Below are 22674 nucleotides of genomic sequence, written 5' to 3' on the forward strand. Positions count from 1 at the left end.
CCGCCGACGCGGCGGCAGGCGCCCTTTTCAGACGGACAACGATAACCATGACAGAATTTTCCACAGAGGCACAGCTGTCGTTCAGCGACTCGTCGCTTCAGAGCGCGAGCCGGCAGCTCCAACGCGAGTTGAGTACGACGATCAACGTGGAGACGGATGGCCCACGCGGCGGCCAGCAGGGCGGTATGAGTGTCGCCGCGGCTGCCGCCGGCGGCTCGCTCGGAGGGGCTGACACGCTCGAAGAGACGGTCCAGTTGGACCAGGAGCGCAACGTGATGCTCTCCGAGCTCCTCGACGCCACCGAACGCTCCGGTGGCGGTGGCGGAGGAGGCGGCAGCGCTGTCGGTGACCTGCTCACCCTTGGCAGCGTCGCGACGCTGTTCTCTGGAACGAGCATCGCCTCGCTAATTGCGCCTGCGAGTCTGACATCGCTGGTGACGAGAGTGTCTGCGTCAGCGCTCCTCAAGGGTGCCGTCGGAGCGGGGACGCTCGTCACCGGAGGGATCATAGTCAAGAACTTGCTCGAGGGCGATGTCGCCGCGTCAGACATCATTAGCCCCCTCAACAATCTTGGCGATCTCGTCGCCGGCCCTGTGCCGCTTCCGGACCTCGTCGAAACCGGCGTCGGGTTAGGAGCGTTCATCGCTGGCGGCGTCTCGATCGGGTCGCTTATTTCTGGGTCGTTGAGTGGGACGGCGTTAGGTGGGCTGCTGGGGACTGTCAGCATGGGATCGCTACTTGTTCCGCTCGCGGTTGGAGGTGCCACGCTCGCGACGTTCTTGGGCACCGTAAAACTCAGCAAGATCCTCGTCGACGACTACAACCTCTCGGACAAAGTCTTCGACAACGAAAGCCCGACCGCCAATGAGGTTGCCCGTGGTGACCCAGATCGGACCGAGGAGCAAGGCGACGTCTGGCGAGACACGAACCGCCCCGGACCGAACAACGTCGACGGCTTTGAGAGCGGCCCTTCGGCCGGTGAGATCGCAGACGCGAAAGCCGACGCGGCATCGGTCGACATCCCGGACTACGGCAGTCGCGCGCCCAGCCAAGAAGACATCGCTGAGTGGTACGATTCTTCGATGCCGTCGTCGGACAGCAACAAAAGCAGTGGCAACGCCAGTACCTCCAACCAGGCGCGCGACCGGTCGGGTGGCGACACGAAGGTCGACTACACGGCGAACATCAACGCCGACCTCTCGTCGGTCGAGCGCAAGCTCAACCGCGATCTCCGGCAGTTCAAACAGCGGGTCGAGAAGCTCGAAAAGGGGCTCCAAGGAGGTCGCCGATGACGTGGGTCAAACCCCAGGTGACGATCTCGAACGCCCAGATCGCCGGCGAGACCGTCACGGGGACGTTCGTCTTCCCGAGCAACGTCCTCGTTGAGTTCGAGACGCGCACACAGGAGTTTTTCCAGAGCGAGGGCACCACGCCGGTGATCGCGTCGACGGTGCTCGACTGGTTCGGCCAGCAGAGCGACGAGGACATCGACGGCGAGGGGCTGCGCCAGGAGTTGAGCTGGGACATCGGCGGCGGCGTCCACGCGATCACGATCGACTTCGCCGGCTACACTGGCTCGCCCCACCAGTGGGGCAACACTGGCGAGGGCGGCACGCCGGCGGACGCGACCGGCGAGGACGTCCACGCCCAGATGGCGGTTTTTGACAGATACTTGCAGACGGCGACGATCGACAGCAAGAATCCGGCCGTGCTGGAGGTCAGCGAGTACAGCAGCGACGCCGAGACGCGGTATGGCCCGCTGAACGTCGTCCCGGAGAACCCCAACGCCTTGTTCGACTCGACTGAGGAGTCCAGCATCTACTCGGGCTCCGTGACGTGGGTCGAGACGCTCAGCCTCGACCAAGCGCTCGGCTCCGGCGGCCAGGAGGATCGATAACATGCCCGACAAGCGCCTGCATCACGTCCGCATCGGAGCGGACAGCCAACGGCCTGGCGAGTCGTCGTCGACGACCAACCTCGCTGCGCTGGGGATCCTCTCCGGCGGGTCAAGTGTGGAGTCGCTGTCGCTCGATCCCGGCCAGCGGCGACTCGAAGCGACGGTCAAGGGGACGTACGCGGAGATGGTCGCCTCGGAGATCGAGGAACTGTTCGCGGCGCCGCAGTTTGGGCCCGTCGTCTACTGTACGCCGAACGCCGAAGCGCCGGAGGACGGCTACTACGTCCTCGAGGACGGGACGTTCGCACGCGCGAACACGCGGTCCGAGGAGGTCCAGCAGGTCGGCGGGACGATCCGCGAGGCCGGGACCAAGGGCGACGACTGGCGAGCGCTGCGGGCCTCGGAGTCGCAGGTTGAGCACGACGAGCAGTGGGGCAACAGCACCGCGGCGGTCGTGTCACTGCCGGCGGTCGCGACCAAAGTCCAGTGGCTCAACGAAGAGACGCGCGACCGCGCGCCGGCGTCGGCGGTCGCCGCGCGAACCGCGCAGTTCGGGGAGGTCGACGACTACAATCTCGCCGATGGCGAGGCCGCGGTCGGAGCGTCGAACCCGACGCTGATCTACGACCTCGACTACGCAGATGAGGTCAGCGTCGGCCAGCGCGTCTACGATACGCGAGGCTTCGCGAGCAAGTACGATACCAACGGCGAACGTCGGTGGATGGTCGTCACTCGGCCACAGCATGACTTCGACGACGCGATCGTTCTGGACTCCGGCGCCCTCCGCCTCAAGCTCGACGAGGTGGGTCAGACGATCGCCGCCGAAGAGTGGGACGCCGGCAGCTCGTCCTGGACCAGCGTCTCGCTCACCAACGACTCGGCCTGGTCGCTGTTCGACGTCGACGTCGTCGAGATCGGGATGGTCCGCGCCGAGGCCCAGCTGACGTTCTCGGCCGGGTCGGATCTGTTCGCCCTGGACGCAATCGTCACGCGTGGCGCCGATGCCGTGCTGTTCGACAACCCACAGATCGACGAGGATGGCAATGGGCCAGCGACCCCGTCGGGTATCGTGGACTGGCTCGACCCGATCGCGGCGTCGACGCTGGTCGCGACGGGCGAGACGAAGGGCCTGGTCTCGCGGGATGACGTCCGCCGGTAGGGGCCGACCACGCGTTTGACACCATGCTTATTACCAACCGCCAGACAGGCAGAATATGGACGACCGCCCGACAGTTCTTCGCCGCGAGATGCTCGCGGCGCTGGGCGCTTCTGCCTCCTTGGCGGGCTGTAGCGGGACGAGAAACGACAGCAGTCAACCAACGACTTCAGACGACACTGACCCCGACATGACTTTCGATGTTAAAAACGAGAACGGCGCGGCAGCACTGGACATCAACTCACTGACGAAGCTGCTGGACGGCTACGGCGTCGTCCTGAGCGACGGGAGCGGATGCGAGGTCACCGCCGGCTCCGGGATGGACGTCGCGGTCGCCAACGGCGCTGTGCTGATCGATGGCTCGTCGGCGTCGATCGCGTCGACGACCGTGACGATCCCGACGGCAGACGCCGATCACCCACGAAAGGACATCGTCTACATCGACAGCGCTGGTACACCGACCGTCGCGGAGGGCGTGCCTGGTGAGGCCCGTCCTCGAGGCGAGACGGGGCGGAATACGTACCATCCCGAGCCGCCGGACCTGTCGGCGACGGAGGCGGTGCCGCTGGCGGAGGTGTGGGTGCCAGCAGGCGCAAGCGAGATCACAGCCGGCGATATCAGCGACCGACGTGTCAGCTCTGAGGTGGCATTCTCGGAGGTCAGTACAGAGGATCTAAACAACGTTCGCCATATCCCCAAAGGTGCGAGCCTGTCAGAGATCAATTCGGAACTGAGCACGCCTGGGACGGTGGTCTTTGACGCCGATACCGACTATTTTGTCAGCGACCGGCTGGAGATCGGGACGAGTGATATCACAGTCGTCATCGAAAAGGGGGCGCGAATCAAGGTGGAAGACAGCGCCTCTCCGACACTCCATACTGACGACCAGGGCACCGATCATCTCTTTGTTCTCTATTCAAACGGCTACGATAACGTCTCTGTCATCAATCGCGGCATCATTGACGGTAACGCAACAAACCATCCTTCTCCGCAGAATGTGGTGTTCTTCGGGGGAGACAATCCACGATACATCCAAGAATCAGGCGAGTTACACGATGTGAACGGAGGGATATTGTTCGTTGATAATCGTCACGCCTTCTCCTTCGGAGCCTCTTCTCGGTCGCTTGACTCAAACGGTGCGACGATTATCGCCGAGGGCGTTCAGTCAGGCCAATTTATCGGGACGCATGGTGCCAACGGCCAAGAAACTATAGATCTAAACGCTCGCTGCACAGACGTGGTTCTGGAAGCGACGACTGGCCAGAACCTCTCGCAGTCGGTGATCGACCTAAACGAAGCTCCTCGGACCGTTGTTGAAGGAGTGTCTGCAGCTGATGATGCATCTGTTGATCAGGTCCTCAATATCAGTGGGGATAGCGGGAGTAGATATACGTCACGTACCGCCCTGGGCAACTCGAACGGCGTCACAGCAACCGGTCTGTCCGGCCGGGTGAGTGGTGTCGGGGTTCGCTGTGTCGGTGGTAACCCAATTCAGAATCTGACTATTGAGGGGACCGTCGTTAGCGCAGGGGATAACGCAGTAAAGATGCTCCCGAACGTTGCCAATCAGTTTGATGGCCTTACGCTTCGAGGATACTACGAGACAGAAGCAAGCACGATTGCTGTCAACCTCGGGTATGATACTCAACAAGTCGGTGCGAATTTGGACGTTGACGTCTATTCGGCTGGGGCTGGCATCGACATTACCGACTGGGCCGCTATGTCCGGCCGCATCCGGGCCAATAACTGTTCTGGGACAGGCGTTAGCATCGCTGAAAACGTTGCAAACGCGGACAATAACACACTGTATGTCGCTGCAGTCGGTAACGGAGGAGACGGTGTTGACGTAACTGGGTCCGCGACACGGAACGTGCTCTTCGGCATTGCCCAGGCGAACACGAACAGTGATCTTGCGATCGGTAGCAGTCCAGTGGACACCGTCTGGTGGGGGCGTGCTGGATCTCTCAACTACGGAGGAACACGTACCCTCATCAACGGTGTCGGGCGGAACTCGGGTGACCCATCCTCTGGAGGCGATTGGAACGGCAACGGCCGAGAAGGTGTGAAGGTCTACGACACCACGAACAGCACGAAATACTGGTACGTCAACGGAAGCTGGGTGTGACGTGCTGACCTGTACTTACCACTCTGGCGCCTGATGACCTGCGCGACCTGACACGTTTTTAGTAATCAACAGACCCATGACCGGATTCACCTACGGCGGCCGCGCCGGCGCGACGTACGGCGGCGAGGACGGCGGCACATACGGAATCGACGGCCGGATCGACCAGCTCTCGAGCACTCGCGTTCCGGCGTCAGGCTGGTACGTCGAGATCGACCACCCGTCGGGGGCGACGCACACACCAAGCATCCTCGACGACGGCGCGCAGGTCGTCCCGCGTGTCAACGGCCTCCCGCGGATCCGCATCCCGGTGAGCAAGAGCACGAAATGGCAGGCTGACGCGTTCGAACTGGCGCCCGTACGTGTGTGGCTGGACGGTGAGCGCCAGCCTGCTGAGGTCCTCTTGGACGTCGAGCAACGCCCCGGGCGCACGGTACTCGTCACGCGTGGTGGCGAACAGCTCCGCGAGCGCGTCGAGACTGAGTTCGAGAGCAAGCCCGTCCACGTGGCCGCCGAGGAGTTGATCGCCAGCGAGACGGACTACGCGGCGCACGTCGACGTCCCGGTGACGACCGAAACGGAGGACGTCGTTCAGGATGTCGATACGGACGCCGACTGGGCTGCCGTGACGCAGTCGGTGGATCTCTCCACCCGACCGCTCGAGATCGTCGATGGCCAGCTGCAGCAGCAACAATCGTGCTTCGTGAGTGAGGCCGAAGACGCCGACCGAAAAGACAGCGGTGCGGATGATAGCGACCAATACAGCCGCGGATTCATCGAGCAAATCCGGCAGAGCACCCACTACTTGGAGTGGGACTTCACACCCGAGTACACGATCCCGAGCGAGGCCGTCGGCGTCCAGCTCCTCGAGGTCAATGATAGTGACGTGCACGCCTGTGATATCATCCTGGACGTGGGCGGGGCCGAGTACACGCTGTTCAGCTTTTCCGGCGGCGAGGGCGTTCAGCGGGGCTGGTTCGACGCCGCCAGTGATTCGCGCAGTAGCAGTCCGTACGACGGCCCGGACCTGCCGGCTGGCGAGACGGTGACGCTCATCGTCCGCGGCACGACGTCCAGCGGCACGGAGTACGGGATCGACGTCGTCGCACTCGCCGACATGCGATACGAGTATACGTGGGACACGGAGGTCCACGAGCCGGGCGGGTTCCTGGATGGCCCGGAGCTCTATCCAGTCGAGCCGACGCGTCTCGATCGCGCCACCACAGTCCAGAGCGTGACCGGCGGCGAGCTCACGACCGCGTTCGACCACGTCGACGGTGAGCAGTCCGTCGGCATTACCAACGACGGCGACGACGCGCTGGTCACGGCGTCGAACAGCGAGACGGTCACCGCGGACTTCGACTCGCGGACTGGATCGATCCAGGCCGAGTTGACGCTCTCGCGCCGGCCGCTCGACCAGAACGCCCAGAGCGCCACACCGCGGTACGGCTACGAGGGCCAGAGCGTCTCGTCGCTCACGCTGACGGGCTACTTCGACGACATGCCGCTGGTGCTAAATCGATCGTTTGACGCCCGGCTCGTCGATGTCCTGCGCGAGCTCGCCGAGCGGCTGGGCGACTTCGTCTTCGCGTTCGAGCTGGACGACGATGGCGGCCACGTCGAGTGGACACGTCGCGAACAGCGCACCACGACCGTCGACGCATCGCTCGCGGACTTCGAACTGGTCACGACCAGGGATCCGATCGAGCGTGCGATCGTCTACGGCAGCAATCAGACCGTCCGGCGCGAGCAGATCACCGCCGACCACGGGACGCCGGTCTCGCTGCAGCACAAGCGCCTTTCTGAGGGCACGGTCGACGTCTATAACCCCGACACCCAAGAGACGTACGAACAGGGCGAGGACTACACGATCTCCCATCGCGACGGCACGATCACGGCGCTCGCCGACGGCGACCTTGTCGACGACGCGACCTACCGTGTGGACTACGAGTTCCAGACGCGCGGCGAGTACATCCTCAGCGACGTTGATCCCGCCGACGCGAACACGGAGGTCAAGGACATCACAGGTCTGACGACCGATCGAGCGTGCGGCCAGGCGGCGATGCGGATCGTCGAGACGGGCAAGGAACCGCGCCACGAGGTGACGGCGACGTGGCCGCCAGACGCCGACCTGCCGCCGGTGACAGATGCGCTGATCGTCGAGGAGTTCCCGATCGACGTCCCGATCCAGACGCGACAAGTCGAGGGTGCGCCCGAGGAGATCGTGACGACGGGCGGCTCTCGGCGCCCGGTCGAAGACGTGATCACGGAGATCAACGAGCGGTTCTCGTCACTCTCGCGACGCGTCTGACGTCGCCAAAAGTCTATGAAGGGCTGCTCTCTTTTTCTGCTATGAATATGTTACGCGCGGCCTATCTGACCGAATTACTTGAATAATCCTGAGTTCTGGCACCAGACCGGCAGAGATGCCGATCCGCGGCGTCTGGAGGCCTGATCAGGCGGCGTTTACCCCGGGTTCGAGCCGCCCGAACCGGCGTCTCGGCCCCGCTGTTTCCGCTGTAGAAGCTTCTATAAACCGTTATTCGGTATATCGATTCCAAGACAGAGCCAGAGAGTCAGGCGTGGTTCTCGACCGTCCACTCCGAGCGGCTCTCCCACTCCTCGATCTGGCCGACCTGGCGCGAGACAGTGCTGGGCGACTTGTCGAGCCGGTCGGCGATCTCGCGGTAGTCGTGCCCGGCCTCGAGGAGCGCCTTCGTCTTCGCCAGCTCCGGCTTATTCTTGAGGACGCCCTGCTGTTCGAGCTCGATCGCGCGCAGTTCCCACGCCTCGGCGTCGAACTCCAGCCGGGCCTCGTATTCGAGGTGCGGGCGGCGGTGCTGATCGCGGCGTTCGCGCACGACATCCGAGAGGGCCGAGCGGGCGACGTCGCGAACGCGGCCGTGCTCGTCCTCGTCGACGTTGGCGTCAGCAAGCGCGTACTTGGTCTCGTGGTAATGTGCCTCCTCGACGTGGCTCGCCCACGCGGTCGTCCCGTCGACGGCCGCGACGCCCTCGTAAACGTTGTCGCCGACGACTTCCTCGCAGCCACGGCGCCATTCTTCGACTAAGTTCGCCGCCACGGCATCGGCGGCGTCACGCAGGTCCTCAAGCCGCCGATCGGTTTTGCCCCACTCATCACGGTCGTCTCGCTGATCGCGCTCGGCGCCCTCGCGGATCGACTCGGCGATCGAGCTGGCGTCGAGGTCGATGCCGGTCAGCGACAGCCGCCCGATGCCCTTGATCGAGTGGGCGCTCTCGTTCGGGCCAGTTTGCCACGAGCGCCACGCCACCCAGATGTCGGACCCCTCGATCTGCGCGAGGTAGTTCGACCGGTTGTTCGTCGAGTCCTTCCAGCGGCACTTGATTTGGTAGTCGATCTCGTTCGGGTCGATGTCGTAGTCGTCGGCGGTGGTGGTGTGTTCGGACATGGTCTGTCTTCCTCTGTACCTATAGATACAACAGCAGCCCACTTATAGCTTTGCATCCATAGATACAACTCACCCAAACCCGAGTTCGTCGCGCATCTCGCTGATACTCCGGCGGCACATCATGTTGATCATCGCGTTCCGGCTCATACCGAGGTGATCGGCGATCTCGTCGACGTCCTCGACGAGGTCCTCCGGCATCCGCTGGGTCAACTGCTCGCGCTCGACGTCCTCCTGATCGCCGGCGTCGTGATCCTCGGCCCGGTCGGCCTGCTCTTGCGTCTGCTGTTCGGCTTCGTCCGTGATCTTCCGGCGTGGCGTCATACTGATATCACTCTGGGTTCGTTCTGCAGTCAATCTGCGATCGGGCGATGTCGCTCCGAGGTCGTTCTGATATCATTCTGCGATCTCCTTGCCCTCGACCAGCGGGTCGGCGAACTCGACCGCGTCGACAAGGTCCGTGTCGATCTCGGCGCCGAGGCCGTTCGCGTAGCGGTAGGCGGCCAGTCCGACGAGCTCCGCGCAGGCCGCCGTGATCACCGCGGGGACGCCCTGGGCCCGCTCGTAGATCTCGTCGAGCGCGGCCTCGGTGAACGGGGCGACGTCGACGCCGGCGTACTCGTCGTGGTCCAGGCCGAGCGCAGTGGCCTGCCGGCGCTGGACAAGCTCCGCGGTCTGGTGGCGATCGAGCGGCGACAACTGCAACTGGTAACTGACGCGGCGCTGGAACGCCCGGCCCTCGCTGCCCAACTGGCCGATCGCCTCCCACTGCGACGTCATCCCGGTCAGGATCACCTTCACGTCTTCGAGGTCGTTCAAGAACTGGATGACGTGGAGCGTGTCCGGATCGTTCAGCCCGAACTCGTCGATGCCGAGCAGCACCGGCTCCTCGAGGTCGGCGTCGCGAATCTTCTGCTCGGTCAGCTTCGTCGACGAACTCTTGCCGACGCCGATCTCGTCGGCGACGATCGACGCGAGCTCGTACGGCGTCACGTTGTGCTCGCCGACGTGGACGGTCTGGTACTCGTCGGCGTACTCGGCCAGGAGCACGCGCAGCAGCGTTGTCTTTCCGACGCCCGAGTAGTGAGAGTGGACAAGCACCGGCCCGGTGTAGGAGCGGATCGCCGCCGCGATGTCGGCGATGTCCTCCTCGCTCGGCAGGACGTACTCGTCAAGGCCGGCCTCGCCGGCGAACGGGTTATCGGCCCAGCCCTGCTCGGCCAGGTACTCGTCGAGCTCCGCGTCCGTCGCCTCCGCGATCTCCTTGATGCGTCCCATGGTATCTACGTGATATCACGGTGATTGCAGAGTGGCCTCAAAAAGCTACGTCAGACGCCGACCGCAGAACGATGTCGTTCTGATATCAGTCTGCTATCGGCGACATCGGAGTGATATCACTCTGGATCGTACTGACGCCGCTCGGTCTTAACCAACAGACTGGTGCGCTCACCCGGCAGTGTTGGTTAACACGAGTCGGCGGAAACGGATCATCATGGCGCCGTCCTGCGGTGCGGCCGGTCGATCACTGAGTTGGGGTAATCGAGAGCAGCATCAAAAGGAGCAAACCGCCGCAAGAATCCTCGAGGGCTTAGTTTCCGGTTCTCTCCTCGATGTTATCGCTCTCGCAGCGGATGCACGGGACGTCTTTCTCGTCGTGGGTGTACTGGACCCAATCGCGCCCGCAATCGTTGCACACGAACCGTGCGCGTCGGTCGACTACCTTCATGTGTTACTTCGGGGTGTTTTCGATCGCGCTGTTGTTTTCGCCGTAAAACTGGTCGTTGTACGATTGCGCAAGGTCTCGGACGTTCTGCTCGGTGGCGTCCCGTTCTACCGGGTCCGGTTCCTCGCCCTTCGCGAGGTCGGCCGTAACGAGCTCGGCGGTGTCCCCGTCGACGCCGATGAAGCCCGGCCCGTCCAGGTGGACGAACAACTGATCGACGCCACGGGCGGCCGGCTCCGAATCCTCTTTCCAGCACGGGGGCAGAACGACGTCGAGTTCTGGACGCTCGAAGTAGACGCACCGCTCGCATTCGGCGGTCGCGTCACTCGCCTCCGATGGCACGAGATCGCCGCCGCAACTGGGACAGGATCGGTCGGTTGTCTGTTGCATGGTATGTCTACTTCGCGGTGTTCGCGGTCTCGTCGTGCTGTTCGGCGAGCTCCTCGGCCATCTCTCGGCCCATCCGCTCGATGCAGTCCTCGCAGTACAGACGCTCGGGGTCCGGCTGGTCGGCGTCGCACGGACAGTCCCAACCCTCGAACGTTCCGGCGGTTGCGTTGCTCATCATCTATTCCTCCGTGATCGGGATGCTGTCGTACAGGTAGCTGTCCGTCTCGTAGTCCCCAAGGTTCGCGTTCTCGGCGATGTACAGCGCGGCCTCTTCGGCAGTCCACTCTCGGTCGTCGATCTTCTCTTGGGCCGTTTCGATCAGTTCGGCGTCCTCGCGGAGCTGTTCTGCCGTCCGCTGCATGTCGTCGGTGTTGACCCGGCCCTTGAGGTTGCAGAGCCAGTACGGGTCGTCCATACCGACGTCGAGTGCTTCGCGGGCGATCTCCGATCGACGGTCTCTGTCTAGCGCAGTCATGATCTATTTCTCTGCGATTTGGTCAGTGCCCGGCTCCGTTGGTCGGACAGTAAACCGCTCGTCGCACTCTTTACACTCGATCTGGAGACCCTTCCATTCGTCAGGAACATCACCGCTCAACCCGCATTCGGGGCATTCCATCCGAATCGTCTCGTCGAAGTTTTCGGGATCGACGATAGTCTCATTCTGCTCAGCACCGCCGCTCTCGGTCTCAGTTGTTTCAGTCATGATCTCGTGATTGTAACTCCGCGATTCGTTCGAGCCGCTTCTCGATCTCCATCCGAACGTCGTGGTACTCGTCGATCGGCATCCGGATCATCGACCACGTCTGGACGAGCTGGCCGAGCTTGTAGCCCAGCCAGAGCACCATCACCGTACTGGCGATGTTGCGGATCTTCTTGTTCATCGGCGACCGCCCTCCGTGATCGCACCGCACTTGCCGCACTTCCAGCGCTCGACGATCCCGGCGTGGGTGCCGTCATCGACGGCGTGTTCGCCGTCCTTCTCCCAGTCCGTGTGCGTGCGCTCGCACTCGTGGCAGCGCATCCCGTCAGAAGGCATCCAGATCACCCTCCTCGCGCGGGTCGGTCTTGAGTTCGTAGAGTCCTTCGTACACACGCGTCACGTGGTCGTGCTCTTCGAGCCGCCGCAGTCGGTTGCGGACATGGCCGTTCGACGAGTCGATCTCGTCGGCGATGTACGGAGCTGTACCTCGGCCGCCCTGGAGGACATCGAGGATCTCCTCGTCGGACGGGCTCAGTTGGTCCGGGGATAGCATTGGTGTCTGTATACTCATCACCTCACACGCGTATATGCTTCCGTCGTACTTACAACTTTGGGGTAACGACTACGTAGTTCGGAGTGCGTGGTGTAGATCGCACACAAGTTTTATAGTGGTATAGCCACAAGTGGGTAGTAGACACGGGGAGGCCGGGATCAAAACCAGATCTCGGCCGGGTGTTCCAGCACCCGACCTGTGTCCCATATACAGGACGATGGCAGCTACGACCCCCACCCAGAAAATGGGTACGATTGACGCACAGCACGACAACCTTGACGCCCGCGACGTCAGCGCTCTCACCGAGTGCATGACCGTCCTCGAGGACGTCGGCCCGGTCGCCGACGACGACGAGATGTACGAGGTCACCACCGAGTCCGGCTCGACGTACGTCGTCGACCTCGCCGGCGACGAAGCGCACTGCGGCTGCAAGGATCACCAGTTCCGCGCGAGCACCTGCAAGCACATCCGCCGCGTCCGGATGGCGACCGGCCGCCGCACGATCCCCGGCTGGGTCAACTTCGACGCCGTCGATCCGCAGCTCGGCCAGCACGTCGCCGGCGAGCCCCGCGTCGCGATGGCCGACGGCGAGGGCGGCACGAGAACGATGTCGGCCTCGACGCCGCCCGCCACGTTCGGCTACGACACCGAAGAGGTCGACGGCGGCGTGCTCGTCTACGACCCGACGATCGACAAGCCCGGCAAGCGCCTGGTCGGCCTCGCGATCGAGGACCGCGAGGCGATGCGCTCGTCGCTGATCAAGCTCGGCCACGGCGTCGGCGCGATCCACCAGCTCGAGCAGTTCGACGTCGAGGAGGTGCGGTAAGATGAGCGACGAGTCGATGCGCCGCACGCCCGGCGTCAACTACGAGCCGGACAGCGGATCTGACGTCGAGGACTTCGTCGCGGACTACGCCTTCGACGCGATCGACGCCGGTGTGCATCCCACTGCCGTGCGTGACGCGCTGCGCGAGGCCGCCGAGGAGATCGAAAACAGACAGCGCACCGGCGAGTTCCGAGACACGCCGAAGCGCTCCGAGCCGGCGGACTTCGGTGGCGGCGAGAGCACGGGGGTGCAGGACCTATGAGCGACGAGGACCACGTCCAGCGGAACATCTCGGAAAGTGCGGACAAGATCCGCGTCGAAACCCAGGTGAAGCGCGGCTCTGGAACGCGAGACGAGGACCGGATCAAAGTCAAGGTCAAGGGCGACGACCCCGACGACGTCGTCGAGCGGCTGAACGACACGATCGAGAACCTCCACGAGACTGGCGACGAGCTCCGCGAGCTCCAGCCGGGTGATCGAGATGCCGAGTGATGGGACTGGACGCATCGCCTGCCCCGAGTGCGAGCACGGAAACCTCGACGTGTCCGACGCAGTCTACGCAGACTGTGACAATTGCGACGCCGCCGTGCTCCGAACCGAGGTGGGTGTCTGATGCCGGTCGGGCTAAAAGGCGCGCCTGAATGTAGTCGCGCCGCCTGCTACAAGAAAATCTACCGCTGCGCAGAGGATGGCCGACCCCTTTGCGTCACTCACTACCGTGAGAAGTTCGACGAGCCGGAACGGGGAGCAAACGCGCGCGAAGATCAGGCGGGTGGTTGTGATGAGTGACGTCGACCCGCTCGCGCCGTTCGTCGACCGCGCCGCCGAGGCCGACGATTACGCGATGGAGTACGAAGCCGCCATCAACGGCGACGGGCTGACAATCTTCGCCGTCGACAGCCTGGACGAGCAGTGGATCACCTGCGACACTGTCGCCGAGATTCGGCGGTAGGCGACGCTTACGGCATCTAAACGTTTCTGTTCAAGTCCCGCGGCTGGATCCGACCCGACATCAACCGTTCTCCCTTGTCTGCAAGTCGATAGCGACCGCGCTCGACCTTCTCGACGAGATCGTGATCAGCGAGATGCCGACAGCGGTTGCCGACGTGCTTGCGCGACAGGCCCGTGTTGTCCGAGATGATCGCCGGCGACTGGATCGCAGGGTTGCCGCGCGTGTCGCGAGCAGCATGTAAAAATTCGAGAATGGTTACATCGGCCCGAGTGAGCCACTCGATTTGCCGATGCATTTGTGTTTCCTCGTCACCCGATTCTCGCATAACAATACCGCTCTCTCCCGAATAAAGACAATTGGGAACTTACAATTCCCGATAGGGGTTCTTACAGTCCCATTTGGGAAGTCAAACTTATGCCATTTCGGCAATAATTCGGCAAGTATGGCTAATAGCCATGTGGTCACGCCACAGGGGACACAGTCAGGAGAATTAGGTAAGCAGCGCTTCAGTTTCACTTTCACTCCGGGGATGGCTGGCGCTTTTACTACCCAGACACCAACACCTAACAGTCTATGATCTATCCACAATCAGCGCCGCAAACAAAGCGGAATCAGTCCGCAAGAAGAGGCTCACCGCCGTCAGTCTCGACGCTCTCCTCCGACTCGGCGTCGAGCCGCATCCGGATCGCTTCGCGGATCCACTCAGCCATGGTGTCGCCGTACTCCAACTCCTCCGTGATCTCCTCCTTCATCGCGCCGGGCATCGGGACCGTGATGTCTTGTCTATTTTCCATGGTGGGAACATGGGAATCAGCCTTCATAAGTATGTGGGTCGTTGGGACGTGTGGTAAGATGGTAAGGAGGGACTATAGGACAGTGGCACAACCATTATGTACCACCAACCCAAACGTGGTGATGTCGCATGAGTAGCCAGCCAGATAGTCAGGGGAGCGAGCAGGCGAAGACATCCTTGCCGCCGGATATGAAAAAAGACATCAAGGATCGGCTGGAGTACGGCGATTCGATATCAGGCTGGATCCGCGAGGCGTGCCGCCAACGCCTCAACGCCGAATCCGGCGGCAGCGACACCACAGACAACTAACCGCTCTCTGCGTGCTCGGTCACGGGTACCAATCGAGCCCGAGCACGCAGGCGGCGGCCCTCACGCAACCTTCCATGGCACACGAGAGCCTCACGGGCCACAACAATATGGACCCGCACGACGGTACGCGCAGCACAGACCTAAAAGTTAGTAGTTCGGTCGAAGTAACCGAGGTGCGAGTTTAATGGCGTTCTCCGCCATTATCGCCGGCGACACGCTCGCCAAGGCGCTGGAGCCGGTCTCCGCACTCGTCGACGAGTGCAAGATCCGACTCAACGACGACGGCATCGGCATCTGCGCCGTCGACGCCGCCAACGTCGGCATGGTCGACATGGAGCTCGACGCCAGCGCCTTCGAGTCCTACGAGGCCACCGGCGGCGTCCTCGGCGTCAACCTCGAACGTCTCGAAGACGTCCTGTCGATGGCCGAGTCCGGCCAGGTCGTCCACTTCGAACTCAACGAGGAAACGCGCAAGCTCGACATCGAGATCGGCGGCCTGGAGTACACCCTCGCGCTGATCGACCCCGACTCGATCCGCCAGGAGCCCGACATCCCCGACCTCGACCTGAGCGGGACGTACGTCTTCGAGGGCGATCACCTCGATCGCGCCGTCCGCGCCGCCGACCTGTGCTCGGACCACATCAGCGTCGACGGCGTCGCCGACGATAAGCTCGTCTTCAGCGCCCAGGGCGACACCGACGACGTCGACGTGACCGTCGAGCGCGACGACCTCCCCTCCGGCCAGCTGGGCGACGAGTGTAGCTCGCTGTTCAGCCTCGACTACCTCAGCGACATGAAGGGCCCGATCGGCAGCGACACCAAAGTGTCGCTCCGGGTCGGCGACGAACTGCCGATCAAGCTGCGCTACTCGCTGGCCGACGGCGGCGTCGAGGTCGTGAATATGCTCGCCCCGCGGATCCAGAACGACTGAGGTGTCAGACATGAGCAACACCAACCAGGCCACCTTCGACAGCGCGCAGCAGAGCCTCACCGGCGACACGCCGAACGGACAGCTCACGCTCGACGCCGCGATCGACCGCGACGGAGGTGACGAGTGATGTACCTCCCGTCTCTCGACGGCGAGCCGCGCCGTGTCTACCACTTCGAGGTGGGCGACCCGGTCGGCACGGTCGGCCTCTGGAAACGGTACGCCAGCGACGAGTTCGACGAGTTCGTCGCCGAGTATCCGATCTACCAGAACACGCGCGGCCAGGGCGTCTGGAACTCCGAAGACGTCGACACACGGAACACCGACGAGACCGACCCCTCGGCGGCGTTCTGGCGAGCCCTCAAAACGATCACCACCGCCGAGCCGGGCGAGCCGATCGACGTCCGCGAGTGCGAGTGGTACGAGCGCGAGCTGATCAACTCGCTGCTCAGTATGCGCGAACTGGAGCACGCCGGCGAGGAGTTGCCGCACGAGATCGGCGAACTGCTCGCCTACGCCGAACTGCGGGGTGAGAGCGATGAGTGACGAGCCGACGAACCGGAAGATGCCGTCCGGCGACGAGATGGCTGCCTCGCTGCTGCTGGACACGGCCGACCTGATCAACGACGATCGCGACACCCACGGCGACGCAGTCGAGAACCAGCAGCACATCGCCGCCGGCTGGACCTGGTTCCTGCGCGGCCAGGGCACGCTCGACGACGACGAGCGCCTCACCGGCACCGACGTCGCGTTCATGATGGCGCTCCTGAAGATGAGTCGCCACTCGGTCGGCACCTTCGACGTCGACCATCTGCGCGACACCGCCGGCTACGCCGGGATCGGTGCGGCCTGCGCGGTCGCCCGCGGCGAGGCGTCGCTCGACGAGCTCGAACGCGGCGCGTACGAAGACGAACATCTCCCCGACGACGTGGGTGATGGCGATGAGTGAGACGACGATCTACCTCGCCGGGCCCGTGATGAGCCTCGAGGACGGCGGCGCCGAATGGCGCGACGAGATGATCGATGTCTTCGGCGACAAGTACGAGTTTCGCAACCCGCTCGGGAAGTACAACGTCCCAGCCGACGAACTCGCGGTCGTCGACGGCGAATCCGGTTCAGACAGCAACGTCGTCAGTGTTGACGAGATCGTCGAAGAGGACAAGCGACTACTTCGCGAGAGCGACGCCGTCCTGGTCGGCTACGAGCGCGTCCGCTCGATCGGGACACCGATGGAGGTCATGTGGGCGCGCGAACGGGGGTATCCGGTCGCCATCTGGGTCCGACACGATACGGTCCCGGTCGACGATCTGTCGCCGTGGTACCGGCACCACGCGACGAGAATAACCTACATCGCCGAGCGGGCTCTCCAGCATCTCGACAAACGGGCGTCGGGTGATCAGGATGACTGATACCCTGGTCATCGAGTGGGGAGGTTGGCAGTGGACCTTCGGCTTCGTGACGGGACTGGCGGTCGCCGGCGCCATGAACGTGCTGGGGACACTGCCCGCTGATCCCGAGTGGTGGTACCTGCCCTCGCTGGCCGTTTGCGTTGTGATCACCGCGACGATCGCCGGGGCGAAATCTGCAGGTGATGCCGATGACTGACGCCAAGACCGTCTTCGTGATCGCGGCGCCACGCGCGGCGTCGTCGAACCGGCGGTATCACACCGACGAGGACTGCCACCGCCTGGAGCAGTCGCAGGGCTACCGCGAGAAGCGCCTTGACGTGCTCGCCGACGGCATCAAGGAGTGCTCGTTCTGTTCGGGCGAACACACTCCGCCGAAGGGTACCGACACGCTGGCGACGCGCGACCACCTGCTCGCGATGGATCCCGACGACGTGGGTCCGACCGGAGGTGACGCCTGATGGAGTCTCCGGTCGAGGCGCTGCTGACCGTCCACGAAGGCGAGCACGTCGAACTCGAAGCCGAGCAGTACGAGTGGGCGTCGCCGTTCGAGGTCGCCGCGATCGACGAAGATGAGTGGCAGGCACCGACCGGCGACGTGTGGCGCTCCCGCAGCGTCGAGCTCGAACCCGGCCACCCGGCAGGCTCCGCGCGGACGTTCGACGTCTACGAGGGCGGCCCGGCGCCGCACGTCGGCCCCGCGTACGGCCGGCTCGTCGAGGCCAGTCACGTCCTTAACGAGGATCCCGAGACGCCGAGCGAGGACAGCGAAGATCTCGATCACCCGGACTGGCTCGCACGCGACGGCCGCGACATCGTCGCCGACTCGCCGGTCCCGCGGACGCTCGCGGAGGTGCTGAACACTGTCGAGCGTCAGGACTCGCTGCTCAACGTCCACAGGCGCTTGGCCTCAACCAGGATGAAGCAAACGAAGGACCTACTCTGGCAGCTCGGGCTTCGCGGCCAGACCGGGCAGCTCCTCGAGGACGACCTCCTCCAGGAGCACATCGACGAACTCCGCGAGGTCTACGTCGATGAGTAGTTCCACAAGCGACGGGCTTGCCGCAACGATCGCCGACCGTCACGAGCACCGTGAGCCGTTCGACCGAATCACGAATCAAGCTCAGGTCGCCGAAGCGATCCAGGCTGCAGATGAACCGCTGTCCAAGCGCCAGCTTCGTCACGAAGCACATCCGCTTTCGGACGCGCAAATCTCGCGCGCGCTGCGGAAGCTGGCCGATCTGGGCATCGTCAAACACGTCCAGGATCCCGACGATGGGCGGATCACACGCTACCGTCTGTGTGAGACTCAGGAGGACACCGACCGCGGCCAGATCACGCCGGTCGCCGCCGGCGTGCTGATGCTGGCCGTCGGACTACTACTGCTCGCCGCGATCACGATCGGGGTGGTGGCATGAGCGACGGTGCTGAGCAGGAGGTTCCAGACGGATGGGTGCGAGAAGAACTCGTCGCAGGGATGGATACTGTCGGCACTCTCGGATATGCCGACGAGTACGTAGGCATGGGCGGTGGCTACAAGTGCCGTCACTGTTCGCACTACATCCCGATCGAATCGCTTGATGACGACACTTGCCCGTTGTGCGAGACGGGCGGGATGATCGGGACCATCATCATGGGTATGCAGGAGGTTACAGCGTTGTACCCAGAAGGCTGGTTTGACGATGCTGATCAGGCAGGTGATCAGTCGTGAAACGAACAGCACTCGCCCGTCGCAACCGGATCGAGTGTGACGAGTGCGGCGAGGAGATCGGCGGCGGTGACCGACTGCCACGGATCGTCCGCTGGGGGTTCTGGGACCGCGAAGCCCAGAACTTCGACGGGCGCAGCCGCCTCGAATACTACTGCGACGCCTGCTGGAGCGAAGAGTTCGAGCGGGACGCGGCCGCGCACTACGAGGTCACCAACGGCCAGCGGCTCTGGGACATCCTCGAGGCTGCCGACGGCGACCTCGTCGCTGACCTGCGCCCGATCTTCGTCGGCGGGCGCCCGTGGATCCGCGTCGTCGACGGCGAACTCCAGGGGATGAAATCAACGCGATCGCGGAAGCAAGCCGGCGACGATCTCGTCATCGAGTTCGGAACCGAAGAGGCGGACGTCGATCGCGAGTGGTTCGAGGAAGTGTTCGGCGCCGAGGAGGAGCTACCGGAGGGCGATATGCCGACGATCGCGCTGCTGAAGCCCGCCGACGAAACGCCGTTCGCGGAGTACGAGGAGCTGCCAGAAGACCAGCAATCACTCGACGAGGTGGGGCGATGAGCACGAAGTACGACACCGGCGGCGGTGTCACCACGCTGCCGCCGATGACGGGCCACGCCCGCGGGCGCTACGAGAAGCGCCTGCCCGACGACGCGGTCGAGCCCGAGGTGGCGTGGGATCGCGGCGAGGACATCCAGCACCCGGCCGTTGTCGAGACGTTCCACACTGATCCGCCGAAGCGCGTCCGCGTCTACCACCACAACCAGGAGTACCTCGTGGTGTTCATCGTCGGCAGCGACGGGCCGGACTTCGGCGACGAGTACGTCGCGACGGTCTACAACGGCCAGACGCACGAACACGGCCCCACGAGAGCGTATCTCTACTCGCACGGGCCGCACTACGTCGAGAACGATGTCGGTGGTTCGATATGATCCAGTCCGAAGATTTAGGGACCAGCGTTCCGAAGCGCGGAGTATCGACTAAGAACAAGTCAAACGCCAGTCCAGAATCCGACCGTGCTGACGACACGGTCGCAGACTGGCGTTTCCGCACCAGTACGATGACCTTCGCAAGCCAGCTTAATAGCAGTTACGACAGGAGTAGCGTATACCAGCCGCCGGTGTCGGTTTCCGGGGTGTTTGGCGCGTGAGTGACGAATGTTACTTTTGCGGTGAACAGGAGGCGCTCGACCAGCACCACATCGTCCCGAAACGACACGGCGGATCTGACCGGGACAAGAACCTCGTCACCGTCTGCCCGACCTGCCACCGGAAGCTCGAAATGCTGTACGACGACCAGTTCTACGCTGATCTGGGCGTCGAAGACGACCCGGAAACGGTCTACAACCGACAGGAGCCCACGCTTGATGTCGTGAAAGAGGCAGAGCAGCGGGGTGGGAGCGATGAGTGAGCAGTTTGAGAACATCCCGGACGAGCTCACGCAGCGTGATCAGTGGCTCTACTGGAACGCCTCCGCGGACAAGCCGCGCAAGCCACTCGCCTCGCCGGCGGCCGACTACGGCGCTGCGTGGTCCGACCCCGACGAGTGGATGTCGTTCGACGAGGTCGTCGACGGCGCCGGCATGGTCAGCGATGCCGGGATCGGATACGTAAACGCCAGCGACAACGACGACTACGCCCGCGGGCTGTACGGTGTGATCGACATGGACGGCTGCGTCAACGACGAGGGGCGGCCGAAAGAGTGGCTGCCGTCACTGCAGCCGTTCTTTGACCGTGACGCCTACATGGAGTTCTCGCCGTCGAGCGAAGGCATCCACATCCCGATCGCCGGCTTCGAGCCGCCGGAGTGGTGGACCGACCAGCACTTTAGCGATGACGAGCACGAGGGCGTCGAGGCGCTGACGAACAAGTTCTCGACGTTCACGGGTGACACGCTCAAGAACTCCGGCGAGGAGGTCGTCGACTACGGCGAGTGGGTCGACGAGTGGTTGCTCGAGGCCTACAAGGCGATCACCGGCGAGGATCCGTTCGACAACGAGACCGACGTCGACCCGGACGATGCGCCAGACGGATCGAGCGCCGGCCAGCCTGGCGATCGCGACGAGTGGATGGACGAAGATCTCGCGAAGGAGGCGCTGGACGAGATCAACCCCGACGTCTCCTACTCGACGTGGCGGGACATCGGGATGGCGTTGTCGAACCACTTCGGCGAATCTCGCGGCAAAGCGCTGTTCAGGCAGTGGTCGAACGGCGGGACGAAGTGGGACAGCGAGGCCGAGAAGCAGGCCGACCGGATCGTCAGCGACGCGGGCAACTACAACTACGACATCGGGACCCTCGTGTATCACGCCAGCCAGCACGGCTGGGACGCCTCCAGTGCGGCGCGGCAGGCCATGTCGGATGGCGGGACGAAGACCACCAGCGGAACGAGCGACACGGCGTCGCCCGAGACGACCACGAGCCCCGGCGACGACTGGTCGTTGGCGCCACATGACGTCATCAAGCTCGCGGTCGACGACCCGCTCCACACTCTCGGCTACGACGAGGATGGGCAGCTCACCGGCGGCATCCGAGACATCCGGACGCCCGAGAAGGCGCACTACGTCTGGGAGTTGGCGAAGAAGACGGACAACGACAACGTCCTCGCGCAGTTCAAGGGCCCGTTGTATAGCTACAACGACGGCGTCTGGCGTGACGACGGAAGGCAACGACTCCGTGAGATCGGCGGCCAGGGGCTTAACTCGGCGTTCTCGAAACGCGTCACGGCTGAGCTGGAAGAGCAGGTCCGGATGGACCGGACGAAGCAGCCAGAGGAGCTCGGGGCCCCCGATGGGACGATCGTCACCGAGAGCGGATTGCTCGACCTGCGCGACCTCGACGTCGAGCCTGTCAGACCCGACCACTACGCGCTCGCCAAGATCCCGACTGAGCACGATCCGGATGCGGAGTGCCCGCGCTGGGAGGAGTTCGTCGAGGAGAGCATCGACACCGAGGTCGAGCGCAAGAAGCTCCAGGAATACGCCGGGTACACTCTCTGGCATCACTCGCAGGACTTCGGGAAGGCGATGTTCTTCGTCGGCCCGACTGACTCCGGTAAAGGCACGGCGCTGAAGGCCATCAAGCAAGTGATCGGTGGCGACAACGTCGCCGCGGAGAGCCTGCACGAACTGATCCAGACGCGCTGGGGGGCTGCGCAGCTGTTCGGCAACATCGTCAACATCCGAAACGAGGTGACCCCCAGCGGCCTGAGCAACATCCAGAAGTTCAAGGAACTCACCGGCGGCGAGGACGAGATCAGCGCCGAGTTCAAGGGCAAAACCAAGTTCAATTTCGTCGTCACGCAGAAGTTCATGTTCAGCACGAACGAAGTGCCCACTGTCGAGAACGCTGACGAGGCGTTCTACAACCGGCTGCTGTTCGTCCGCTTCCCGAACACGGTCCCGCCGGAGGACCAGGACAAGGACCTCCTCGACAAGCTGGCTGACGAGCGGTCCGGGATGCTCAACTGGATGCTCGAGGGGCTGAACCGGCTGCTGGATCAGGGGCAGTTCACCGGCGAGCGCTCGATCAACGGCAAGAAGGAGATCTGCGACGCGTTCGGGGGCGTGCTCGACCGGTTCACCCACCACTGTCTCATGGTCACCGGCAACAAGGAGGACACGGTCAAGAAAGCCGACCTCCACGAGCTCGCGCAGGCCTACGCCGACGACATCGACAAAGAGCCCGAATGGGATACGCAGAGCGGCTTCTCCCGTAAGATGGGCAACCAGCGGAGCATCTCTGCCGGCCAGAAGAAAATCGACGGCAAGAACCAC

Annotated in this window: 35 protein-coding genes; 23 read left to right on the plus strand and 12 right to left on the minus strand. The window is 63.5% G+C overall.

Annotated features, from left to right (window positions below):
• Positions 1–47: 47 nt before the first annotated feature.
• From NO931_RS19950 to NO931_RS19970, 5 genes are all read left to right on the plus strand, one after another.
• Positions 48–1292 (plus strand): hypothetical protein, encoded by a 1245-nt coding sequence (locus NO931_RS19950; RefSeq protein WP_256394119.1) that lies wholly within the window; start codon positions 48–50, stop codon positions 1290–1292.
• Complete coding sequence (locus NO931_RS19955; RefSeq protein WP_256394121.1) at positions 1289–1897, plus strand: hypothetical protein; 609 nt, start codon at positions 1289–1291, stop codon at positions 1895–1897. Before NO931_RS19950 ends, NO931_RS19955 begins: the two co-directional genes overlap by 4 nt.
• A gap of 1 nt (position 1898) precedes the next feature.
• Positions 1899–3056 carry a hypothetical protein gene (locus NO931_RS19960; protein WP_256394122.1) on the plus strand — a complete coding sequence of 386 codons (1158 nt, stop codon included), beginning with the start codon at positions 1899–1901 and terminating at the stop codon, positions 3054–3056.
• Positions 3057–3111: 55 nt separating this feature from the next.
• Positions 3112–5178 carry an autotransporter outer membrane beta-barrel domain-containing protein gene (locus NO931_RS19965; protein WP_256394123.1) on the plus strand — a complete coding sequence of 689 codons (2067 nt, stop codon included), beginning with the start codon at positions 3112–3114 and terminating at the stop codon, positions 5176–5178.
• Between the two features lie 76 nt (positions 5179–5254).
• Positions 5255–7486: a hypothetical protein gene (locus NO931_RS19970; RefSeq protein WP_256394124.1), complete on the plus strand. Its 2232-nt coding sequence runs from the start codon at positions 5255–5257 to the stop codon at positions 7484–7486.
• A 265-nt stretch (positions 7487–7751) separates the two neighbouring features.
• Here the strand turns inward: NO931_RS19970 and NO931_RS19975 are convergent, their stop codons facing one another.
• The 10 genes from NO931_RS19975 to NO931_RS20020 all read right to left on the minus strand — a co-directional run bounded on the left by NO931_RS19975 (position 7752) and on the right by NO931_RS20020 (position 11969).
• Entirely contained in the window at positions 7752–8606 is an 855-nt protein-coding gene (locus NO931_RS19975; protein ID WP_256394125.1) for a helix-turn-helix domain-containing protein, read from the minus strand.
• 69 nt (positions 8607–8675) lie between these two features.
• A complete protein-coding gene (locus NO931_RS19980; protein ID WP_256394126.1) occupies positions 8676–8927 on the minus strand; it encodes a ribbon-helix-helix domain-containing protein in 252 nt (83 codons plus the stop codon).
• A gap of 72 nt (positions 8928–8999) precedes the next feature.
• Positions 9000–9881, minus strand: a complete 882-nt coding sequence (locus tag NO931_RS19985; RefSeq protein WP_256394127.1) for an AAA family ATPase — start codon at positions 9879–9881, stop codon at positions 9000–9002.
• A gap of 451 nt (positions 9882–10332) precedes the next feature.
• On the minus strand, positions 10333–10716 hold the full coding sequence (locus tag NO931_RS19990; RefSeq protein WP_256394128.1) for a TFIIB-type zinc ribbon-containing protein: 384 nt from the start codon (positions 10714–10716) through the stop codon (positions 10333–10335).
• Between the two features lie 7 nt (positions 10717–10723).
• Positions 10724–10894, minus strand: a complete 171-nt coding sequence (locus tag NO931_RS19995; protein WP_256394129.1) for a hypothetical protein — start codon at positions 10892–10894, stop codon at positions 10724–10726.
• Positions 10895–11191: a hypothetical protein gene (locus NO931_RS20000; RefSeq protein WP_256394130.1), complete on the minus strand. Its 297-nt coding sequence runs from the start codon at positions 11189–11191 to the stop codon at positions 10895–10897.
• 3 nt (positions 11192–11194) lie between these two features.
• Positions 11195–11419 carry a hypothetical protein gene (locus NO931_RS20005; protein ID WP_256394131.1) on the minus strand — a complete coding sequence of 75 codons (225 nt, stop codon included), beginning with the start codon at positions 11417–11419 and terminating at the stop codon, positions 11195–11197.
• Complete coding sequence (locus NO931_RS20010; RefSeq protein ID WP_256394132.1) at positions 11412–11597, minus strand: hypothetical protein; 186 nt, start codon at positions 11595–11597, stop codon at positions 11412–11414. The genes NO931_RS20005 and NO931_RS20010 overlap by 8 nt, the downstream gene beginning before the upstream one ends.
• Positions 11594–11752, minus strand: coding sequence for a hypothetical protein (locus NO931_RS20015; protein ID WP_256394133.1), 159 nt, complete (start codon positions 11750–11752; stop codon positions 11594–11596). The genes NO931_RS20010 and NO931_RS20015 overlap by 4 nt, the downstream gene beginning before the upstream one ends.
• The gene (locus tag NO931_RS20020; RefSeq protein WP_256394134.1) at positions 11742–11969 is read right to left on the minus strand and encodes a helix-turn-helix domain-containing protein; all 228 of its coding nucleotides are present in this window, start codon (positions 11967–11969) and stop codon (positions 11742–11744) included. The genes NO931_RS20015 and NO931_RS20020 overlap by 11 nt, the downstream gene beginning before the upstream one ends.
• A gap of 244 nt (positions 11970–12213) precedes the next feature.
• On the opposite strand from NO931_RS20020, the gene NO931_RS20025 reads away from it, so the two are divergent.
• From NO931_RS20025 to NO931_RS20040, 4 genes are all read left to right on the plus strand, one after another.
• Entirely contained in the window at positions 12214–12795 is a 582-nt protein-coding gene (locus tag NO931_RS20025; protein WP_256394135.1) for a hypothetical protein, read from the plus strand.
• Position 12796: 1 nt separating this feature from the next.
• A complete protein-coding gene (locus NO931_RS20030; RefSeq protein ID WP_256394136.1) occupies positions 12797–13057 on the plus strand; it encodes a TCP-1/cpn60 chaperonin family protein in 261 nt (86 codons plus the stop codon).
• Entirely contained in the window at positions 13054–13287 is a 234-nt protein-coding gene (locus tag NO931_RS20035) for a DUF7389 domain-containing protein (RefSeq protein WP_256394137.1), read from the plus strand. Before NO931_RS20030 ends, NO931_RS20035 begins: the two co-directional genes overlap by 4 nt.
• Positions 13288–13576: 289 nt before the next feature.
• Complete coding sequence (locus NO931_RS20040) at positions 13577–13747, plus strand: hypothetical protein (protein ID WP_256394138.1); 171 nt, start codon at positions 13577–13579, stop codon at positions 13745–13747.
• Positions 13748–13763: 16 nt separating this feature from the next.
• Here NO931_RS20040 and NO931_RS20045 read toward each other — a convergent pair whose 3' ends face one another.
• Both NO931_RS20045 and NO931_RS20050 read right to left on the minus strand, forming a co-directional pair.
• Positions 13764–14042, minus strand: coding sequence for a winged helix-turn-helix domain-containing protein (locus tag NO931_RS20045; RefSeq protein ID WP_256394139.1), 279 nt, complete (start codon positions 14040–14042; stop codon positions 13764–13766).
• Positions 14043–14358: 316 nt separating this feature from the next.
• Positions 14359–14541 carry a hypothetical protein gene (locus tag NO931_RS20050; protein ID WP_256394140.1) on the minus strand — a complete coding sequence of 61 codons (183 nt, stop codon included), beginning with the start codon at positions 14539–14541 and terminating at the stop codon, positions 14359–14361.
• 128 nt (positions 14542–14669) lie between these two features.
• On the opposite strand from NO931_RS20050, the gene NO931_RS20055 reads away from it, so the two are divergent.
• The 14 genes from NO931_RS20055 to NO931_RS20120 all read left to right on the plus strand — a co-directional run.
• Complete coding sequence (locus NO931_RS20055; RefSeq protein ID WP_256394141.1) at positions 14670–14849, plus strand: hypothetical protein; 180 nt, start codon at positions 14670–14672, stop codon at positions 14847–14849.
• Positions 14850–15033: 184 nt separating this feature from the next.
• Positions 15034–15780: a DNA polymerase sliding clamp gene (locus tag NO931_RS20060; protein ID WP_256394142.1), complete on the plus strand. Its 747-nt coding sequence runs from the start codon at positions 15034–15036 to the stop codon at positions 15778–15780.
• A gap of 126 nt (positions 15781–15906) precedes the next feature.
• Complete coding sequence (locus tag NO931_RS20065; protein WP_256394143.1) at positions 15907–16323, plus strand: hypothetical protein; 417 nt, start codon at positions 15907–15909, stop codon at positions 16321–16323.
• Positions 16316–16726: a DUF6378 domain-containing protein gene (locus NO931_RS20070; RefSeq protein ID WP_256394144.1), complete on the plus strand. Its 411-nt coding sequence runs from the start codon at positions 16316–16318 to the stop codon at positions 16724–16726. The genes NO931_RS20065 and NO931_RS20070 overlap by 8 nt, the downstream gene beginning before the upstream one ends.
• Positions 16719–17186: a hypothetical protein gene (locus tag NO931_RS20075; RefSeq protein ID WP_256394145.1), complete on the plus strand. Its 468-nt coding sequence runs from the start codon at positions 16719–16721 to the stop codon at positions 17184–17186. Before NO931_RS20070 ends, NO931_RS20075 begins: the two co-directional genes overlap by 8 nt.
• Positions 17179–17382, plus strand: coding sequence for a hypothetical protein (locus tag NO931_RS20080; RefSeq protein WP_256394146.1), 204 nt, complete (start codon positions 17179–17181; stop codon positions 17380–17382). The genes NO931_RS20075 and NO931_RS20080 overlap by 8 nt, the downstream gene beginning before the upstream one ends.
• A complete protein-coding gene (locus tag NO931_RS20085; RefSeq protein ID WP_256394147.1) occupies positions 17375–17644 on the plus strand; it encodes a hypothetical protein in 270 nt (89 codons plus the stop codon). Before NO931_RS20080 ends, NO931_RS20085 begins: the two co-directional genes overlap by 8 nt.
• The gene (locus tag NO931_RS20090; protein WP_256394148.1) at positions 17644–18225 is read left to right on the plus strand and encodes a hypothetical protein; all 582 of its coding nucleotides are present in this window, start codon (positions 17644–17646) and stop codon (positions 18223–18225) included. Before NO931_RS20085 ends, NO931_RS20090 begins: the two co-directional genes overlap by 1 nt.
• Positions 18218–18601: a helix-turn-helix domain-containing protein gene (locus tag NO931_RS20095; protein WP_256394149.1), complete on the plus strand. Its 384-nt coding sequence runs from the start codon at positions 18218–18220 to the stop codon at positions 18599–18601. The genes NO931_RS20090 and NO931_RS20095 overlap by 8 nt, the downstream gene beginning before the upstream one ends.
• On the plus strand, positions 18598–18894 hold the full coding sequence (locus NO931_RS20100; protein ID WP_256394150.1) for a hypothetical protein: 297 nt from the start codon (positions 18598–18600) through the stop codon (positions 18892–18894). Before NO931_RS20095 ends, NO931_RS20100 begins: the two co-directional genes overlap by 4 nt.
• On the plus strand, positions 18891–19460 hold the full coding sequence (locus tag NO931_RS20105; RefSeq protein WP_256394151.1) for a hypothetical protein: 570 nt from the start codon (positions 18891–18893) through the stop codon (positions 19458–19460). Before NO931_RS20100 ends, NO931_RS20105 begins: the two co-directional genes overlap by 4 nt.
• The gene (locus NO931_RS20110) at positions 19457–19831 is read left to right on the plus strand and encodes a hypothetical protein (RefSeq protein ID WP_256394091.1); all 375 of its coding nucleotides are present in this window, start codon (positions 19457–19459) and stop codon (positions 19829–19831) included. The genes NO931_RS20105 and NO931_RS20110 overlap by 4 nt, the downstream gene beginning before the upstream one ends.
• A 214-nt stretch (positions 19832–20045) precedes the next feature.
• Complete coding sequence (locus tag NO931_RS20115; RefSeq protein WP_256394092.1) at positions 20046–20309, plus strand: HNH endonuclease; 264 nt, start codon at positions 20046–20048, stop codon at positions 20307–20309.
• Positions 20302–22674, plus strand: a 2373-nt coding sequence (locus NO931_RS20120; RefSeq protein WP_256394152.1) for a phage/plasmid primase, P4 family, incomplete at its 3' end; no start/stop codon positions are given. The genes NO931_RS20115 and NO931_RS20120, both read left to right, overlap by 8 nt.

The sequence above is a fragment of the Natronoarchaeum rubrum genome, from assembly GCF_024494695.1.

What these genes read in the sequence shown, in the direction of transcription:
- NO931_RS19950 (WP_256394119.1), top strand. Translation starts at nt 48, where the DNA reads ATGACAGAATTTTCCACAGAGGCACAGCTGTCGTTCAGCGACTCGTCG.
- NO931_RS19955 (WP_256394121.1), top strand. Translation starts at nt 1,289, where the DNA reads ATGACGTGGGTCAAACCCCAGGTGACGATCTCGAACGCCCAGATCGCC.
- NO931_RS19960 (WP_256394122.1), top strand. Translation starts at nt 1,899, where the DNA reads ATGCCCGACAAGCGCCTGCATCACGTCCGCATCGGAGCGGACAGCCAA.
- NO931_RS19965 (WP_256394123.1), top strand. Translation starts at nt 3,112, where the DNA reads ATGGACGACCGCCCGACAGTTCTTCGCCGCGAGATGCTCGCGGCGCTG.
- NO931_RS19970 (WP_256394124.1), top strand. Translation starts at nt 5,255, where the DNA reads ATGACCGGATTCACCTACGGCGGCCGCGCCGGCGCGACGTACGGCGGC.
- NO931_RS19975 (WP_256394125.1), bottom strand. Translation starts at nt 8,606, where the DNA reads ATGTCCGAACACACCACCACCGCCGACGACTACGACATCGACCCGAAC.
- NO931_RS19980 (WP_256394126.1), bottom strand. Translation starts at nt 8,927, where the DNA reads ATGACGCCACGCCGGAAGATCACGGACGAAGCCGAACAGCAGACGCAA.
- NO931_RS19985 (WP_256394127.1), bottom strand. Translation starts at nt 9,881, where the DNA reads ATGGGACGCATCAAGGAGATCGCGGAGGCGACGGACGCGGAGCTCGAC.
- NO931_RS19990 (WP_256394128.1), bottom strand. Translation starts at nt 10,716, where the DNA reads ATGCAACAGACAACCGACCGATCCTGTCCCAGTTGCGGCGGCGATCTC.
- NO931_RS19995 (WP_256394129.1), bottom strand. Translation starts at nt 10,894, where the DNA reads ATGATGAGCAACGCAACCGCCGGAACGTTCGAGGGTTGGGACTGTCCG.
- NO931_RS20000 (WP_256394130.1), bottom strand. Translation starts at nt 11,191, where the DNA reads ATGACTGCGCTAGACAGAGACCGTCGATCGGAGATCGCCCGCGAAGCA.
- NO931_RS20005 (WP_256394131.1), bottom strand. Translation starts at nt 11,419, where the DNA reads ATGACTGAAACAACTGAGACCGAGAGCGGCGGTGCTGAGCAGAATGAG.
- NO931_RS20010 (WP_256394132.1), bottom strand. Translation starts at nt 11,597, where the DNA reads ATGAACAAGAAGATCCGCAACATCGCCAGTACGGTGATGGTGCTCTGG.
- NO931_RS20015 (WP_256394133.1), bottom strand. Translation starts at nt 11,752, where the DNA reads ATGCCTTCTGACGGGATGCGCTGCCACGAGTGCGAGCGCACGCACACG.
- NO931_RS20020 (WP_256394134.1), bottom strand. Translation starts at nt 11,969, where the DNA reads ATGCTATCCCCGGACCAACTGAGCCCGTCCGACGAGGAGATCCTCGAT.
- NO931_RS20025 (WP_256394135.1), top strand. Translation starts at nt 12,214, where the DNA reads ATGGGTACGATTGACGCACAGCACGACAACCTTGACGCCCGCGACGTC.
- NO931_RS20030 (WP_256394136.1), top strand. Translation starts at nt 12,797, where the DNA reads ATGAGCGACGAGTCGATGCGCCGCACGCCCGGCGTCAACTACGAGCCG.
- NO931_RS20035 (WP_256394137.1), top strand. Translation starts at nt 13,054, where the DNA reads ATGAGCGACGAGGACCACGTCCAGCGGAACATCTCGGAAAGTGCGGAC.
- NO931_RS20040 (WP_256394138.1), top strand. Translation starts at nt 13,577, where the DNA reads ATGAGTGACGTCGACCCGCTCGCGCCGTTCGTCGACCGCGCCGCCGAG.
- NO931_RS20045 (WP_256394139.1), bottom strand. Translation starts at nt 14,042, where the DNA reads ATGCATCGGCAAATCGAGTGGCTCACTCGGGCCGATGTAACCATTCTC.
- NO931_RS20050 (WP_256394140.1), bottom strand. Translation starts at nt 14,541, where the DNA reads ATGGAAAATAGACAAGACATCACGGTCCCGATGCCCGGCGCGATGAAG.
- NO931_RS20055 (WP_256394141.1), top strand. Translation starts at nt 14,670, where the DNA reads ATGAGTAGCCAGCCAGATAGTCAGGGGAGCGAGCAGGCGAAGACATCC.
- NO931_RS20060 (WP_256394142.1), top strand. Translation starts at nt 15,034, where the DNA reads ATGGCGTTCTCCGCCATTATCGCCGGCGACACGCTCGCCAAGGCGCTG.
- NO931_RS20065 (WP_256394143.1), top strand. Translation starts at nt 15,907, where the DNA reads ATGTACCTCCCGTCTCTCGACGGCGAGCCGCGCCGTGTCTACCACTTC.
- NO931_RS20070 (WP_256394144.1), top strand. Translation starts at nt 16,316, where the DNA reads ATGAGTGACGAGCCGACGAACCGGAAGATGCCGTCCGGCGACGAGATG.
- NO931_RS20075 (WP_256394145.1), top strand. Translation starts at nt 16,719, where the DNA reads ATGAGTGAGACGACGATCTACCTCGCCGGGCCCGTGATGAGCCTCGAG.
- NO931_RS20080 (WP_256394146.1), top strand. Translation starts at nt 17,179, where the DNA reads ATGACTGATACCCTGGTCATCGAGTGGGGAGGTTGGCAGTGGACCTTC.
- NO931_RS20085 (WP_256394147.1), top strand. Translation starts at nt 17,375, where the DNA reads ATGACTGACGCCAAGACCGTCTTCGTGATCGCGGCGCCACGCGCGGCG.
- NO931_RS20090 (WP_256394148.1), top strand. Translation starts at nt 17,644, where the DNA reads ATGGAGTCTCCGGTCGAGGCGCTGCTGACCGTCCACGAAGGCGAGCAC.
- NO931_RS20095 (WP_256394149.1), top strand. Translation starts at nt 18,218, where the DNA reads ATGAGTAGTTCCACAAGCGACGGGCTTGCCGCAACGATCGCCGACCGT.
- NO931_RS20100 (WP_256394150.1), top strand. Translation starts at nt 18,598, where the DNA reads ATGAGCGACGGTGCTGAGCAGGAGGTTCCAGACGGATGGGTGCGAGAA.
- NO931_RS20110 (WP_256394091.1), top strand. Translation starts at nt 19,457, where the DNA reads ATGAGCACGAAGTACGACACCGGCGGCGGTGTCACCACGCTGCCGCCG.